Genomic DNA, 13,032 nt, shown 5'->3' with positions numbered 1-13,032 from the left:
TCCGTCAGCTCGCGCGCAGATACTGGGGTGCGGGCGGCCGCGACACCGTCGCGTCCTCACCCAGTGTCGCCGACAGCCATGTGTCGTACGACGCCTGCCAGCCGCTCGCGCGGTACGCCACCAGGATCTGGTTGACCCGGCGCACCAGATCGTCGGCGTCCTTCTTCATCGCCACCCCGTAGTACTCGGCCGTGAAGGGCGCGCCCTTGAGTTCCACCGTCGGGTCCTGCGCGGCCTGGCTCGCGGCGAGCGCGCCGTCGGTCACCACCGCGTCCGCCTCGCCGAGTTGGAGGCGGACCAGGCAGTCCAGCTGGTTGGGCACGGTGAGCGAGAGGTCCGTGCTCGCGGGCAGCCGGCCGGACTGCTGGTCCGCGTGCAGCTGGGTGTTGGCCGTCGAACCGGCCGCCGTGCACACCTTCTTGCCGGCCAGCGTCGTGTCGTAGCCCTTGATCGTCGAGGACTTGGGGGCCAGGACCTGCTGCCCCGTCCTGAAGTACGGCGCCGAGAAGGCGACGTCCTTCAGCCGGCCGCAGGTGATCGTCATCGTGCGCACCACCATGTCGACCCGGCCCTCCTGGATCGCCGGGATGCGCTGGTTGGTCGGGATCGCCTTGAACTGCACCGCGTTCGGGTCGCCGAGGATGTCCTGCGCGATCCGGTGCACCAGGTCGATGTCGAAACCCTCCAGCGCCGCACCGGAGTTGTTCGGGTCGCGGTAGCCCCAGCGGTAGCTGTTCTGGTCGACGCCGACGATCAGCTTGCGCTTCTCGCCCTGGCGGGCCTTGATGGCCGCGATCGTCGGCCCGTCCGCGCCCGACGGCGCGAGCGTCTGCCGCTCGGGCGCCGTGCACGTCGTGTCGGCCGCCGGGGTGCCCGTGCCGGTGCCGGGGCCGCTCACACCGGTGCTGCCGTCGCCGTGCCCGCCGTGCGAGCCGACCGTCGGCAGCAGCAGGACGAACGCCAGCGCGAGGGCGCAGACGACCGCCATGGCACCCACTCCGCCCCAGCCCCGCAGAGCGTCCCGCACCCGTCGCGTACGCATCGTCGCCACGCCCCCTCTCACCGGTACTCCGACAGCCTGCGGCCGATGCCGAGGACCGCGCCCGCGGCACCCAGGACGGCGAGGACGGCGGCGCCCACCGACAGCCCGCCCATCGCGTCCAGACCGTCACCGGCCGCCCGCTGGAACTCGCTCTGCTCGTGGTCGAGCGCCTTCGCGAGGTTGGCGTCCACGCTGTCGAAGCACTCGCCGGTCGCGCCCTTGCCGCCGATCACCAGGGCCAGCGCCTGCTCGTAGTTGCCGTTGTCGTCCTGGGCGCGGGCGGCGGTGTGGCGCTTCTTCCACTCCGTCATATTGCCCTCGGCCGCGGTGACCGGCTGGGCGCCCGTCCGGTCGTCGGCGAGCCGCGCCGCCTGGGCGAGGCCCTTGCCGAGCAGGCCCATGTCCTCGGAGAAGGAGTGGTCGAACCGGTCGACCGTCCTCGTGCCGGCCTTCTCCGTCTCGGCGCCGCGCGCGACCAGCGTCAGGTTCTCGTTGCCGCGCGCCTTGAGGGAGGCGATCCGGGCGTCGTGCAGCACGTTCAGGGAGCGGACGCCGTGGTCGTAGGAGTCGTTCAGGCCCGCGCGCGCGACGGTGTGGCCGACGACCAGCCACAGCAGTACGACCGTGGCGGCCGATGTCGCCGCGACCAGGCCCTGGTTGAGGACCCGGTTCGTCCGCCGGTAGGTGCGCACCTGCGCCCACGCGAGCGCGGCCAGGACGAGGACGCCGAGCGCGATCGCCACCCACGGGTACGGGGTCGCGTCCGCGTAGTCGTCCTTGAGCCGCTGGTTCTCCTTCTTGTAGAGATCCTCGGCCGCCGGGAGCATCTCGTCCTGCATCTTCTGGTTGGCGTAGCGCAGATAGGCGCCGCCGACCGGGAAGCCCTGGCGGTTGTAGGTGCGGGCGCGCTCGACCAGGCCCTTGTACTCCGGGAGCAGCGTGTTGAGCTTGGTGATCGCCGCGGCCGAGGGGGAGCCGGGGTCGGAGTTGTTGGCCGCGGTGACGAGTTTCTGGGCGGCCGTGTCGATGTCCCGCTCGTAGCGCTGCCGGGTGTCCGCCGTCTCCTGGCCGCCCGCCAGGAAGCCGCTGGAGGCCGCCGTGTTGGCGTCCGCGAGAGAGCGGTAGATGTCGGCCGCGGCGGTGCTCAGCGGCTGGCTCCGGTGCAGGACGGCGTCGGCCGCGCTCGCCCGGTCGGCGGTCTGCCAGGCCGTGACGGCGCCGAAGGCGACGACGAGGAGGGCGAGGACCGCGCCGATGGCCCGCAGCCGGCCGGGCTCGGTGGTGGCGGCGGCCCGCACCCGGTCGACGCCCTCGGCGAAGGCCGTGCGGCGGGCCTGCGGCGCGCGGGCCGGAGGAGGTGTTCCAGGGGCTCCGGACTGGGACGGGATCGCGGGCGCGGGGGATGCGGCGGGCGCGGCGGAACCCGGTGGCGCCGTGCTGCTCTTCGGCGGGTTCATCACGTCCGACCTCCCCCATGGTCAACTCTCGCCGCAAGTATCCCTGCCGGGACCGACATCCGCACCGGCCTTCACTGGATCTTGATCGGATCGCAGCGAGGCCGCCCGGGTTCGGTCACGTCGCGACGTCCCGCACCACCCTCTCGTCCTGGAACACGTTCCGCGTTGGTGTTCGGTTCCCCCTGCCCCGGCGTTCTCGCCCCTCCCGCCTCAGCGTTCGTAGTGCTCGCGCACGCGCGTGTGGGCCCGCGGTCCCGCTCCCACGCGGTCCAGCCCCAGCAGCGCCGCGCCCAGCACCGGGCTCGCCCGCACCACCTCGGGCACCGCCTTCGGCGCCCGTGCTGCCAGCAAGTCCCTTATACGGTCGTCGAGTTGGGCGTGTCCCGCGGTCAGGACACCGCCGCCCAGCAGGACCGGTGTCTCCTCCTGGAGCAGATCGAGCCGGGTGAGCGCGACCACCGCCATGGCCACCACCTCCTCGGCGAGCCGGTCGACGACCGCCCGCGCGATCCGGTCGCCCCGCGCCGCCGTGGCGAACAGCACCGGCGTCAGCTCGTGCCGGCGGTGCGGCTCGATGCCCTCCAGGTGCAGCGCCTCGATCAGCGCGGGCATGGAGTCCAGGCCGAAGTGGGCGGGCAGGGTTCTTTCCAGTTCCGTCGGCTCGCCCCTGCCGTCCCCGGCCCGCGCCGCGTACCACAGCGCCTCCTCCGCGAGGCCCCAGCCGCCGCCCCAGTCCCCGGAGACCCGGCCCAGCGCGGGGAAGCGGGCCGTACGGCCGTCGGGGCGCATCCCCACGCAGTTGATGCCGGCCCCGCACACCACGGCGACCCCGCGCGGCTCGGCGACCCCCGCGCGCAGGATCGCGAAGGTGTCGTTGCGCACCTCCACGGAGGGCGCCCACGCGCGCGCGTGCAGCGCGGCCGTCAGTCGTTCCTCCTCCACGGGGAGGTCCGCGTTGGCCAGGCAGGCCGAGACATGGGCGGCCGCGTCCACCCCGGCCGCCCGGTACGCGCGCGTGACCGTCTCCGCGAGCGCGGCCACGGCCCGGTCCACGCCGACCGCCGGCGGCCGGAACCCGCCGCCGCGCGCCGTTGCCAGCACCTCGCCGTCGGCCGCCACCACCGCCACGTCGGTCTTGCTGTTGCCCGCGTCGATGGCGAGGACGCTTGCGGTCAGGCCCACGCGAGGTGCTCCCGGTTGTGTGCGACCAGCCGGTCGGTGAGCGCCTCCGCGGCGGCGTACTGGCCGACCAGCGGGTGCGCGAGCAGCGCCCGGAAGACCCGCTCCCGGCCGCCCCTGATGGCCGCGTCCAGCGCCAGCTCCTCGTACGCCGTCACGCCCGCCATGAGGCCCGCGAACAGCGGGTCGGGCGGCGGCACCGGCAGCGGCGTGGGTCCCTTGGCGCCCACCGCCGCCTGCACCTCGATCACCGCGTCCGGCGGCAGGAAGGGCAGCGTGCCGTGGTTGTACGTGTTCACCACCTGGTACGGGCTGCCCCCGCCGCCCAGCAGCGCCGCCGCCAGGTCCACCGCGGCCTCCGAGTAGTAGGCGCCGCCCCTGCGGGCCAGCAGCTCCGGCTTCTCGTCCAGCGCCGGATCGGCGTACAGCTCCAGCAACCGCCGTTCCATCTCGGCCACTTCGGCCGCCCTGGACGGCTTGGCGCGCAGCTCCTCGACGACCTCGTCGTGCGCGTAGTAGTAGCGCAGGTAGTACGACGGGACCACGCCCAGCCGGTCCAGGAGCGGGCGCGGCAGCCGCAGGTCGGCCGCGATGTCCTCGCCGTGCTCGGCGAGCAGGCGCGGCAGCACGTCCTCGCCCTCCGGCCCGCCCAGCCGCACCCCGGTCTCCCAGGTGAGGTGGTTCAGGCCCACGTGGTCGAGGTGGACGTCGGCCGGCGCCACACCCAGCCGCGCCGCGAACCGGCGCTGGAAGCCGATCGCCACATTGCACAGGCCGACCGCCTTGTGGCCGGCCCGCAGCAACGCGCGCGTGACGATGCCGACCGGATTGGTGAAGTCGATGATCCACGCGTCCGGGTTGGTGCGGCGCACCCGCTCCGCGATGTCGAGGACCACCGGGACCGTGCGCAGCGCCTTGGCGAGGCCGCCCGCGCCGGTCGTCTCCTGCCCGACGCAGCCGCACTCCAGCGGCCATGTCTCGTCCTGCTCGCGCGCCGCCTGCCCGCCGATCCGCAGCTGGAGCAGCACCGCGTCGGCGCCCTCGACGCCCGCGTCCAGGTCGGCGGTGGTGACGATCCGGCCCGGGTGCCCCTGACGGGCGAGGATCCGGCGGGCCAGGCCGCCCACCAGCTCCAGGCGTTCGGCCGCCGGGTCGACGAGGACCAGTTCCTCGACGGGCAGGGTGTCCCTGAGACGGGCGAAGCCGTCGACGAGTTCGGGGGTGTAGGTCGAGCCTCCGCCGACCACTGTTAGCTTCATTACCGGTCAGCCCTTCACTCCGGTCAGCGTGACACCCTCGACGAACGCCTTCTGCGCGAAGAAGAACACGAGGATCACGGGGGCCATGACCAGCACGGTGGCGGCCATGGTGAGGTTCCAGTCGGTGTGGTGCATGCCCTTGAACGACTCCAGGCCGTAGGACAGGGTCCAGGCGCCGGGGTTCTCCGAGGCGTAGATCTGGGGGCCGAAGTAGTCGTTCCAGGCGTAGAAGAACTGGAACAGGGCGACGGCCGCGATCCCCGGCTTCGCCATCGGGATCACCACCCTGAGCAGGGTGCGCAGATCGCCGCAGCCGTCGACCTTGGCCGCGTCGACGTACTCGTCGGGGATCGTCGTCAGGAACTGCCGCAGCAGGAAGATCGAGAACGCGTCCCCGAACGCCATCGGCACGATCAGCGGCCACAGTGTGCCGGACAGGTCCAGCTGCTTCGCCCAGAACAGGTACATCGGGATGACGACCACCTGCGGCGGCAGCATCATCATCGAGATCACCAGCATCAGCGCCAGGTTCCGGCCCCGGAAGCGGAACTTGGCCAGCGCGTACGCCACCGGGATCGAGGACACGACGGTCAGGACCGTTCCCAGTCCGGCGTAGAGCAGGGTGTTGCGCCACCACGTCAGGAAGCCGGGGGTGTCGAAGACCTTCCGGTAGTTGTCCCACTGCCAGGTGTCCGGGACCAGATCCCGGCTCAGGGCCTGACTGTCGCTCATCAGCGAGGTCAGGACGACGAACACGAAGGGGAGCGTGAAGAACAGCGCGGCCGCGATCCCGAGCGAGTGGACCGCGACCCACTCCAGGACGGCCCGGCGCCGCGCGGTCCGCGCCGCCGGTGTGGACGCCGTCAACTCGACCGGCCGGTCCAGTACTTGGGTCATACGTCAGTCACCTGCCTGGATGAGCCCGCCCCGGCGGCGCATCAGCAGCGCCGTGAACGCCATCGACAGGGCGAACAGCACCAGCGCCACCACGCACGCGGAGCCGTAGTCGAAGCGCTGGAAGCCGAGGTTGTAGACGAGCTGGGGAAGGGTGAGCGTGGAGTGCTCCGGGTAGCCGGGCTCGAACAGGGTGCCGGCGCCCTGGATCACACCCGAGGCGACCTTCCCCGCCACCAGCGGCTGTGTGTAGTACTGCATGGTCTGGATGACCCCGGTGACGACGGCGAACATCACGATCGGGGAGATGTTCGGCAGCGTCACGTACCGGAACCGCTGCCACGCCGTCGCCCCGTCCAGCTCCGCCGCCTCGTACTGCTCCCTCGGCACGTCGAGCAGCGCGGCCATGAAGATGACCATGAGGTCGCCGACGCCCCACAGGGCCAGCAGGGTGAGCGCCGGCTTGGACCAGGAGGGGTCGTTGAACCAGCCCGGCGCCGGGACGCCGATCTTCTCCAGCATCGAGTTCACCGGACCCGTACCCGGGTTCAGCAGGAACGCGAACGCCATCGTCGCGGCCACCGGCGGGGCCAGATAGGGCAGATAGAACAGGGTGCGGAAGACACCCGTGCCCGTCTTGATCTTCGTGATGAGCAGGCCCACGCCCAGGCCGAAGGCGACCCGGAGGGTGACCATCACGAGCACCAGCCAGAGCGTGTTGCGCAGCGCCGGCCAGAAGTAGGGGTAGTGCTCGAAGACATAGGTCCAGTTCTTCGTGCCGCTCCACGTCGGCGGCTTGAAGCCGTCGTAGTGCATGAACGAGAAGTAGACCGTCGACAGCAGCGGATAGGCGAAGAAGACCGAGAAGCCGATCAGCCAGGGGGAAAGAAAGGCAACAGTCCGCAGCGCCGCGCGGCGGCGCTTGGACGCCAGGGTGGTGGGCGCGGCCATCACTTCGCCTGCGCGATGTCCGTGTCGATCTGCGCGGCCGTCTTCTTCAGACCGGCCTTCAGGTCCTTGACCTTGCCGCTCTCGTAGTCGTAGCCGAACTGCTGGATCGTGGCGAGGTAGACACCGCCGTTGACGGTCGCGGGGGAGGTCGTCGAGTTCGGGTTCGCCGCGATGTCCAGGAACGTCTTGAAGCGCGGGTCGAACGTGAGCTTCGGGGACTTCAGGGCCGCCAGGGTGGAGGGCACGTTGTGGATGGCGTTGGAGAAGGCCACCACCGCGTCCGTGTCGGTGGTCATGTACTTCACCAGTTCCCAGGCCGCGTTCTGCTTCTGGCTGGTGGCGGCGACGCCGGCGATGGTGCCGGTGATGTAGCCCTTGCCGTACTGGTCGGCCCGGTCGTCGGGGACGGGCAGCGGGGCCACGCCGATCTCGAAGCCCGGCTTCGCCTCCTCGGCCATGCCGAGGCGCCACTCGCCGTCGAGCTGCATGGCGACCTGACCGGTGTGGAAGGGGTGCTTGGGGCCCCACTCGTCGCCGAGGCCGGCGCGGAACTTCTCCAGCTTCCGGTACCCGCCGAGGTCGTCGACGAGCTTCTTCTGGAGGGTGAACCCGGCCTCGAACGCGGGGTCCGTCCCCACCTGCGACGTGCCGTCCTTGGCGAAGTAGGTGGGGGAGAACTGGCCGAGGTAGTGCTCGGTGGTGGACTCCCAGCCGTGGTAGAGCGGCATGAACCCGACCCGCTGGAATCCCTCGCCCTGAGGGATCGTCAACTTCTTGGCGTCGGCCTCGAACTCGGACCACGTCTTCGGCGGGGCCGCGATGCCGGCCTGCTGGAACGCCGTCTTGTTGTAGTAGAGGCCGTAGGCGTCACCCAGCAGCGGCACCGCACAGCGGTCGCCCTCGAACTGCGTGTACTCGTTCATCGCCTTCGGGAACGTCTTCTCCGGGTCGATGCCCGACTTCTTGAAGAACGGGGTGAGGTCGATCAGCGCGCCCGACGAGCAGAACTTGCCCACGTTGTTGGTGGTGAACGACGAGATCACGTCGGGCGCCTTGGAACCGCCCGCGCGCAGCGCCTGGTTGATCTTGTCGTCGGTCATGTTGCCGACGACGTCCACATGGATGTTGGGGTGCGCCTTCTCGAAGCCGGCGACCAGGTCCTTGACGGCCTTGACCTCGTTCGGCGCGCTCCAGGCGTGCCAGAAGGTGATCGTCGTCTCCTTGGACGCGTCGTCGTCGGCGCCAGCGGAGGACTGGCCGGTACAGGCGGTCGTGAGCAGGGCCAGCGCGGTGGCGGCAGTCAGGGCGAAAGCCGCTTTCCGGGCGGCTGAGGGCAGGGCTGTGGGCATGACGGGGCCTCCCAGGGGCAGGGCGGTGAGGTGGTGGTGAGGTGAGCCGTGGGGGGAGGGGGTGGGTCAGCGGGAGGTGTCGAAGACCTCGTCACGGGTGGCGGCGAGCGCGCTCTCCAACGCGCCGCGCAGCACGGGGTGTTCCTGTACGCCGCCCACGACGAGCCTCGGCCGGGACGCGGCCAGCTCCGCCAGCTCGTCCTGGACGAGGGCGCGCAGGGTCTCGCCGCCGGCGGTCAGCGAGGCGCCGCTCAGCACGACGAGTTCGGGGTCGAGGACGGACACCAGCGAGGCGAGACCGGTCGCGAGCCGGGTCGCGTACGTCTGGAGCAGCAGCCGGTTCAGAACGGTGTCCTCGGTGGCGGCACGCCGGACCAGAGCGGCGGCGGCGTCGGCGTACGGCCCCGAGGGGATGTCGTTCATGCCGAGTTGGAGGGCGAGCTGGGGGATGGCCTGGGAGCCGGCCAGCTCCTGGTAGCCGCCACTGTTGGCTTTGGTGACATGGCGGACGAGGGGCGCGCCGGGAACCGGCAGGAAACCCACCTCGCCCGCGCCGCCGGTCCAGCCGCGGTGCAGCCGGCCGCCCAGGACCAGGGCGGCGCCCAGCCCCTCCTGGTTCCACAGCAGCACGAAGTCGTCGTGGCCGCGGGCAGCGCCGAGGCGCTGTTCGGCGATCGCGACGAGGTTGACGTCGTTCTCGTACTCGACGGGCATCGGCAGGGCGGCGGCGATCTCGTCGAGGAGCGCGGGGGAGTGCCAGCCGGGCAGGTGCGAGGCGTAGCGCAGTCGGCCGGTGGTGGGGTCGAAGGCGCCGGGCGTGGCGACGACCAGCCGCCGCACGTCGTCCCGGGCGAGTCCCGCGGCCTTCACCGCTCCGTCGAGCGCGTCGGTGACCTGCCGTACGACGGCCTCGGCGGTCTTGCGGCCCGGGGCGGGCACCTCGTGGGTGCCGACGGTACGGCCGGTGATGTCGGCGACGGCGGCGAGCACCCGGTCGGGGGTGACGTCCAGGCCGGCGGCGTGTCCGGCGCCCGGGTTCACCTCGTACAGCTGGGCGTTGGGGCCGGGGCGGCCCTCGCTGGTGCCGGTGGCGAGGACGAGGCCGGCGGACTCCAGGCGGGCGAGGAGCTGGGAGGCGGTGGGCTTGGACAGGCCGGTGAGCTTGCCGATGCGGGTGCGGGAGAGGGGGCCGTGCTCCAGCAGCAGGTCGAGCGCGGCCCGGTCGTTCATGGCGCGCAGCACGCGTGGCGTTCCCGGCGTTCCGGCGGTTCCTGCCATGGTCGACACCTGCCTTTCAGCCGCTCAGCTTTTCAGTGAGGTGGGAGGGCTGTCCAACCGCGGTCTGCGGGGGCGGCCTGCTGCGGGCTCTGTTAGGAAAGTTTCCTATCGATGGGAGGACCGTAAGGCCGGGCGCGGAAGGCGTCAAGGGACTGTTTCGTTTCTTGTTGGTTGAGCCGTCAGGGACTTCTGCCCTTGGATGCGGACCGTGAGACGTTCTCTGCTGCTGCGGCTCTGGGGGATCGCCCTCGGTCATCTGATCCCGATCATGGTGATCCAGGCCCTGCTGGACCTCTCCAACGACGGCTGGTCCTGGCACAACCTGGCCCAGACGGCGGAGGTTGGGCTGATCTGGCCGGCCTTCGCGCTCGTGTGGGCGGTGGCGGCGTACTGCTCCCTGGCCCGCCGCGCCCGGGGCGCCGGGGTACGGGCCACGGCGGCGGCACTGGACCACCGGCAGGAATTCCCCGTCCCCGGCGCCGACCGGGACGGCGTCCTCGCGGCCCTGCGCTCCTCGGAACGGGCGACCCGTGTGACGTCACGGGACGGGGAGAACGGCGACTGGGAGGCCGACTTCCTCTGGCGCCCCCACCGCGGCCCCGGCGAGATCCCGGGACGGGTGAGCTGGGTCGGGGGCGCGGGTGCCGCGCAACTGGAGCTGCGCGCGGGCTACGGCTACCGGGGCGCGGCGGGCCTCCGCGCGGGCACGTCCTTCATCGCGGCCTGCCAGGTCCTGCGCACCCTGACCCCGGATCAGTCCCCGACGAACGGGGCGGTGTCGAGGGCGGGGTAGGGGGCCGGGAGGGGGAGCGGGTCGCCGAGGGTCACCTTGGTGTCGGTGGCGTAGTAGGCCTCGGTGGGGTCGTCGCCGGGGAGGACGGGGCCGGTGAAGCAGTGGGCAGTCTTGGAGTGGCGGTCGATGAGGACGTAGATCGGGATTCCAGCCGCTGCGTAGGTGCGGAACTTGGGGCCGGTGTCGGTTTCATGGTTGGTGGAAGTGACCTCGCCGACGAGGGCGATCATGTCAATGGGGTACCAGCCCTTGTTGACCTTGCGGTACGACTCGTCGAGTTCAGTCGCTCGGCGGCGGCGGACATAGAAGTCCGGAATGATCAGGGCCGTCGTCTTGCCGTCCGCGTCGGCGGCTCGGTAGCCGTTGCCGAATCCCACAAGGTCGAATCCGGCTACCCGGAACTGGTAGAACAGCTCCCCAGCGCCGTGGTTGTGGTTGTCGTTCGGTTGCGGCGGCACGATGACCGTCCCCTCGACATACTCCGGTCGAATCGGCGTCGACGACGCCTCTTCGAACGCGATCAACAGGTCGATGGGGTCCTGCGTCATGACCGGCTCCATGATCGGTTCGGCGCTCATCGCTTCTCCTCGCCACGCTGCTGCCAGGCTAAGCCTGCGTTGGATGCCCCGGCAGAACGATGGGGCACTCCGCGCGCTTCCGGCGCCGGAATGCCCCAACCGTTCACTCGAACGAGTGTGCTGAAACCGTTCCGCGGAGACCCCCGCCCGTTCTTACTTCGCCGGCGGAGCCGTCCGCTGCGGCGCTATCGGGGTCGCCGCAGCCGCCTGCGGGGAATCGGCGTTGGCGAAGGCCGACGGGGCCGCGATCGTCGCCGTCGGGTCGGCCGGGGGTTCCTCCTCCGCCGGGGCCGTCCCGCCGCCCACGATGCGGATGCTCGCCGCGTCGAAGGCCCGCTTGATGCGCCAGCGCAGCTCGCGTTCCACGGACAGCGACTTGCCGGGCATCGTCTTCGCGGAGACGCGGACCACCATCGAGTCCAGCAGCACACTGTCCAGGCCGAGGACCTCGATCGGGCTCCACAGGAGCTCGTTCCACGGCTCCTCCTTGCCCATCCGCTCGGCGACCTCGCTCAGCGTGGCCTTCACCCGGTCCAGGTCCTCCGAGGACCGCACGGTCACATCCACGCCGGCCGTCGCCCACCCCTGCGAGAGATTGCCGATCCGCTTCACCTCGCCGTTGCGGACGTACCAGATCTCCCCGTTGTCGCCGCGCAGCTTCGTCACCCGCAGCCCGACCTCGACGACCTCGCCCGAGGCCACCCCCGCGTCGATCTGGTCGCCGACGCCGTACTGGTCCTCCAGGATCATGAACACGCCGGACAGGAAGTCCGTGACCAGGTTCCGCGCGCCGAAACCGATCGCCACACCCGCGACACCGGCGGACGCCAGCAGCGGCGCCAGATTGATCTCGAAGGTCGCCAGGACCATCAGCGCGGCCGTGCCGAGGATGAGGAAGCTCGCCACCGACCGCAGCACCGAGCCGATCGCCTGCGACCGCTGCCGGCGCCGCTCGGCGTTGACCAGCAGCCCGCCCAGCGCCGTCCCGTCGACCGCCTGGACCGTGCGGTTCATCCGGTCTATCAGCTTGGTGATCGCCCGCCGCACGAACACCCGCAGCACCGCCGCGATCACCAGGATCAGCAGCACCCGCAGCCCGATCGCGAGCCACGTCGACCAGTTCTCCTCGACCCAGCCGGCGGCGTTCGTCGCACTCTCCTGGGCGTCCTGCAGTGTGGGCACCGTCACGGTCGGCGACTCCGACGGGGTCGGCGACGGCGACGGTGACGAACCGGCGGCCAGCAGGACGGCGGACAAGGACACGGCAGGTACCTCCAGGTGCGGCGGCCCGGGCACGGCACATCGGCAAGGTCACGAAAAGGTCACCGCGCGGGCAGGGTCACCACACTAACGGGGCACAGTGTGCGGGTCCGCCGGATGCGCTGAGGAGAGACCGTGCTCACCTGCGCTTGAACCGTCTGTCAAGCGGGGCATGCATCGGATGTGGTCGAAAACACTCCCAGCCCGTTACCGGGACATGGTGGCGCGTTCACCAGGCATGAGGGGAGACTGACTGCAGATCGTCCCGGCGCGAGCCACGCGCCGCCGGCGTACAAGGAGGCATCCGTGCCGCATGTCCTGGTCCTCAACGCGTCGTACGAGCCCCTCGGCGTCGTACCGCTCCGCCGCGCGCTCGTCCTCGTCCTGGAGAACAAGGCAGTCTCCCTGGAGGAATCCGGCGCCTTCATGCACAGCGCGACCGTCACAGTCCCCGCACCCAGCGTGGTCCGGCTCAAGCGATTCGTCCGGGTTCCCTATCGGGGGCCCGTTCCTCTGACCCGCAGGGCGCTCTTCGCGCGCGACGGGGGCCGGTGCATGTACTGCGGTGGCGTCGCAACCAGCGTCGACCACGTCATCCCGCGCAGTCGCGGGGGCAAGCACGTCTGGGACAACGTGGTGGCCTCGTGCCGCCGCTGCAACCACGTCAAGGCCGACCGCCACCTCGGCGAGATCGGCTGGCGGCTGCGCCACAAACCCGCTCCCCCGACCGGCCTGGCCTGGCGCATCATCGGGACCGGCCACAGGGATCCGCGCTGGCTGCCCTACCTGCAGCCGTACGGCGCGGACGACGCCCTGGCCCGGATCGACGGCATCTCCGCCTGACGATCCGGGCCTTCGTGCACCCGGCCGTCCGGCCCGCCGGCCCAGGGGGGGGGGGGGGGGGGGGGGGGGGGTGAGGGGGGGGGGGGGGGGGGGGGGGGGGGGGTGGTGTGGGGGGGTTGTGCGCTGTGGTCCAAGGGCGAAAAGGGCTA

General features: G+C 71.3%; 12 protein-coding genes. 2 read left to right on the top strand and 10 right to left on the bottom strand.

What is annotated here, in order from left to right; all coding sequences use genetic code 11:
- Positions 1-4: 4 nt before the first annotated feature.
- From ACZ5NW_RS34965 to ACZ5NW_RS34930, 8 genes are all read right to left on the bottom strand, one after another.
- Positions 5-1,042: a glutamate ABC transporter substrate-binding protein gene (locus ACZ5NW_RS34965; RefSeq protein ID WP_468748051.1), complete on the bottom strand. Its 1,038-nt coding sequence runs from the start codon at positions 1,040-1,042 to the stop codon at positions 5-7.
- A 17-nt stretch (positions 1,043-1,059) separates the two neighbouring features.
- Complete coding sequence (locus ACZ5NW_RS34960; protein ID WP_468748050.1) at positions 1,060-2,499, bottom strand: hypothetical protein; 1,440 nt, start codon at positions 2,497-2,499, stop codon at positions 1,060-1,062.
- A 210-nt stretch (positions 2,500-2,709) separates the two neighbouring features.
- Entirely contained in the window at positions 2,710-3,681 is a 972-nt protein-coding gene (locus ACZ5NW_RS34955; RefSeq protein WP_468748049.1) for an N-acetylglucosamine kinase, read from the bottom strand.
- Positions 3,672-4,937 (bottom strand): 6-phospho-beta-glucosidase, encoded by a 1,266-nt coding sequence (locus ACZ5NW_RS34950; protein ID WP_468748048.1) that lies wholly within the window; start codon positions 4,935-4,937, stop codon positions 3,672-3,674. The genes ACZ5NW_RS34955 and ACZ5NW_RS34950 overlap by 10 nt, the downstream gene beginning before the upstream one ends.
- A gap of 6 nt (positions 4,938-4,943) precedes the next feature.
- Positions 4,944-5,834: a carbohydrate ABC transporter permease gene (locus ACZ5NW_RS34945; protein ID WP_468748047.1), complete on the bottom strand. Its 891-nt coding sequence runs from the start codon at positions 5,832-5,834 to the stop codon at positions 4,944-4,946.
- Between the two features lie 3 nt (positions 5,835-5,837).
- Positions 5,838-6,782, bottom strand: a complete 945-nt coding sequence (locus tag ACZ5NW_RS34940) for a carbohydrate ABC transporter permease (protein ID WP_468748046.1) — start codon at positions 6,780-6,782, stop codon at positions 5,838-5,840.
- Positions 6,782-8,131: an ABC transporter substrate-binding protein gene (locus ACZ5NW_RS34935; protein ID WP_468748045.1), complete on the bottom strand. Its 1,350-nt coding sequence runs from the start codon at positions 8,129-8,131 to the stop codon at positions 6,782-6,784. Before ACZ5NW_RS34935 ends, ACZ5NW_RS34940 begins: the two co-directional genes overlap by 1 nt.
- 66 nt (positions 8,132-8,197) lie before the next feature.
- Positions 8,198-9,409 carry an ROK family transcriptional regulator gene (locus ACZ5NW_RS34930; RefSeq protein WP_468748044.1) on the bottom strand — a complete coding sequence of 404 codons (1,212 nt, stop codon included), beginning with the start codon at positions 9,407-9,409 and terminating at the stop codon, positions 8,198-8,200.
- Between the two features lie 208 nt (positions 9,410-9,617).
- Between ACZ5NW_RS34930 and ACZ5NW_RS34925 the strand changes: the two genes are divergently transcribed.
- Positions 9,618-10,202, top strand: a complete 585-nt coding sequence (locus ACZ5NW_RS34925; RefSeq protein WP_468748043.1) for a hypothetical protein — start codon at positions 9,618-9,620, stop codon at positions 10,200-10,202.
- On the opposite strand, the gene ACZ5NW_RS34920 is transcribed toward ACZ5NW_RS34925, so the two are convergent.
- Both ACZ5NW_RS34920 and ACZ5NW_RS34915 read right to left on the bottom strand, forming a co-directional pair.
- Positions 10,163-10,780 carry a Uma2 family endonuclease gene (locus tag ACZ5NW_RS34920; RefSeq protein WP_468748042.1) on the bottom strand — a complete coding sequence of 206 codons (618 nt, stop codon included), beginning with the start codon at positions 10,778-10,780 and terminating at the stop codon, positions 10,163-10,165. The genes ACZ5NW_RS34925 and ACZ5NW_RS34920 overlap by 40 nt on opposite strands.
- A 153-nt stretch (positions 10,781-10,933) precedes the next feature.
- Complete coding sequence (locus ACZ5NW_RS34915; RefSeq protein WP_468748041.1) at positions 10,934-12,043, bottom strand: mechanosensitive ion channel family protein; 1,110 nt, start codon at positions 12,041-12,043, stop codon at positions 10,934-10,936.
- Positions 12,044-12,346: 303 nt separating this feature from the next.
- On the opposite strand from ACZ5NW_RS34915, the gene ACZ5NW_RS34910 reads away from it, so the two are divergent.
- Entirely contained in the window at positions 12,347-12,883 is a 537-nt protein-coding gene (locus ACZ5NW_RS34910) for an HNH endonuclease (protein ID WP_468748040.1), read from the top strand.
- Positions 12,884-13,032 lie beyond the last annotated feature (149 nt).

It is taken from the genome of Streptomyces sp. NPDC032126, assembly GCF_055580085.1.
The sequence above is the reverse complement of the archived record's forward strand: the minus strand, read 5'-3'. Positions and strand labels throughout refer to the sequence as shown.

Coding starts and splice junctions, on each gene's coding strand:
- ACZ5NW_RS34940 (WP_468748046.1), bottom strand. CDS start 6,782: ATGGCCGCGCCCACCACCCTGGCGTCCAAGCGCCGCCGCGCGGCGCTG.
- ACZ5NW_RS34920 (WP_468748042.1), bottom strand. CDS start 10,780: ATGAGCGCCGAACCGATCATGGAGCCGGTCATGACGCAGGACCCCATC.
- ACZ5NW_RS34960 (WP_468748050.1), bottom strand. CDS start 2,499: ATGAACCCGCCGAAGAGCAGCACGGCGCCACCGGGTTCCGCCGCGCCC.
- ACZ5NW_RS34945 (WP_468748047.1), bottom strand. CDS start 5,834: ATGACCCAAGTACTGGACCGGCCGGTCGAGTTGACGGCGTCCACACCG.
- ACZ5NW_RS34935 (WP_468748045.1), bottom strand. CDS start 8,131: ATGCCCACAGCCCTGCCCTCAGCCGCCCGGAAAGCGGCTTTCGCCCTG.
- ACZ5NW_RS34930 (WP_468748044.1), bottom strand. CDS start 9,409: ATGGCAGGAACCGCCGGAACGCCGGGAACGCCACGCGTGCTGCGCGCC.
- ACZ5NW_RS34965 (WP_468748051.1), bottom strand. CDS start 1,042: ATGCGTACGCGACGGGTGCGGGACGCTCTGCGGGGCTGGGGCGGAGTG.
- ACZ5NW_RS34950 (WP_468748048.1), bottom strand. CDS start 4,937: ATGAAGCTAACAGTGGTCGGCGGAGGCTCGACCTACACCCCCGAACTC.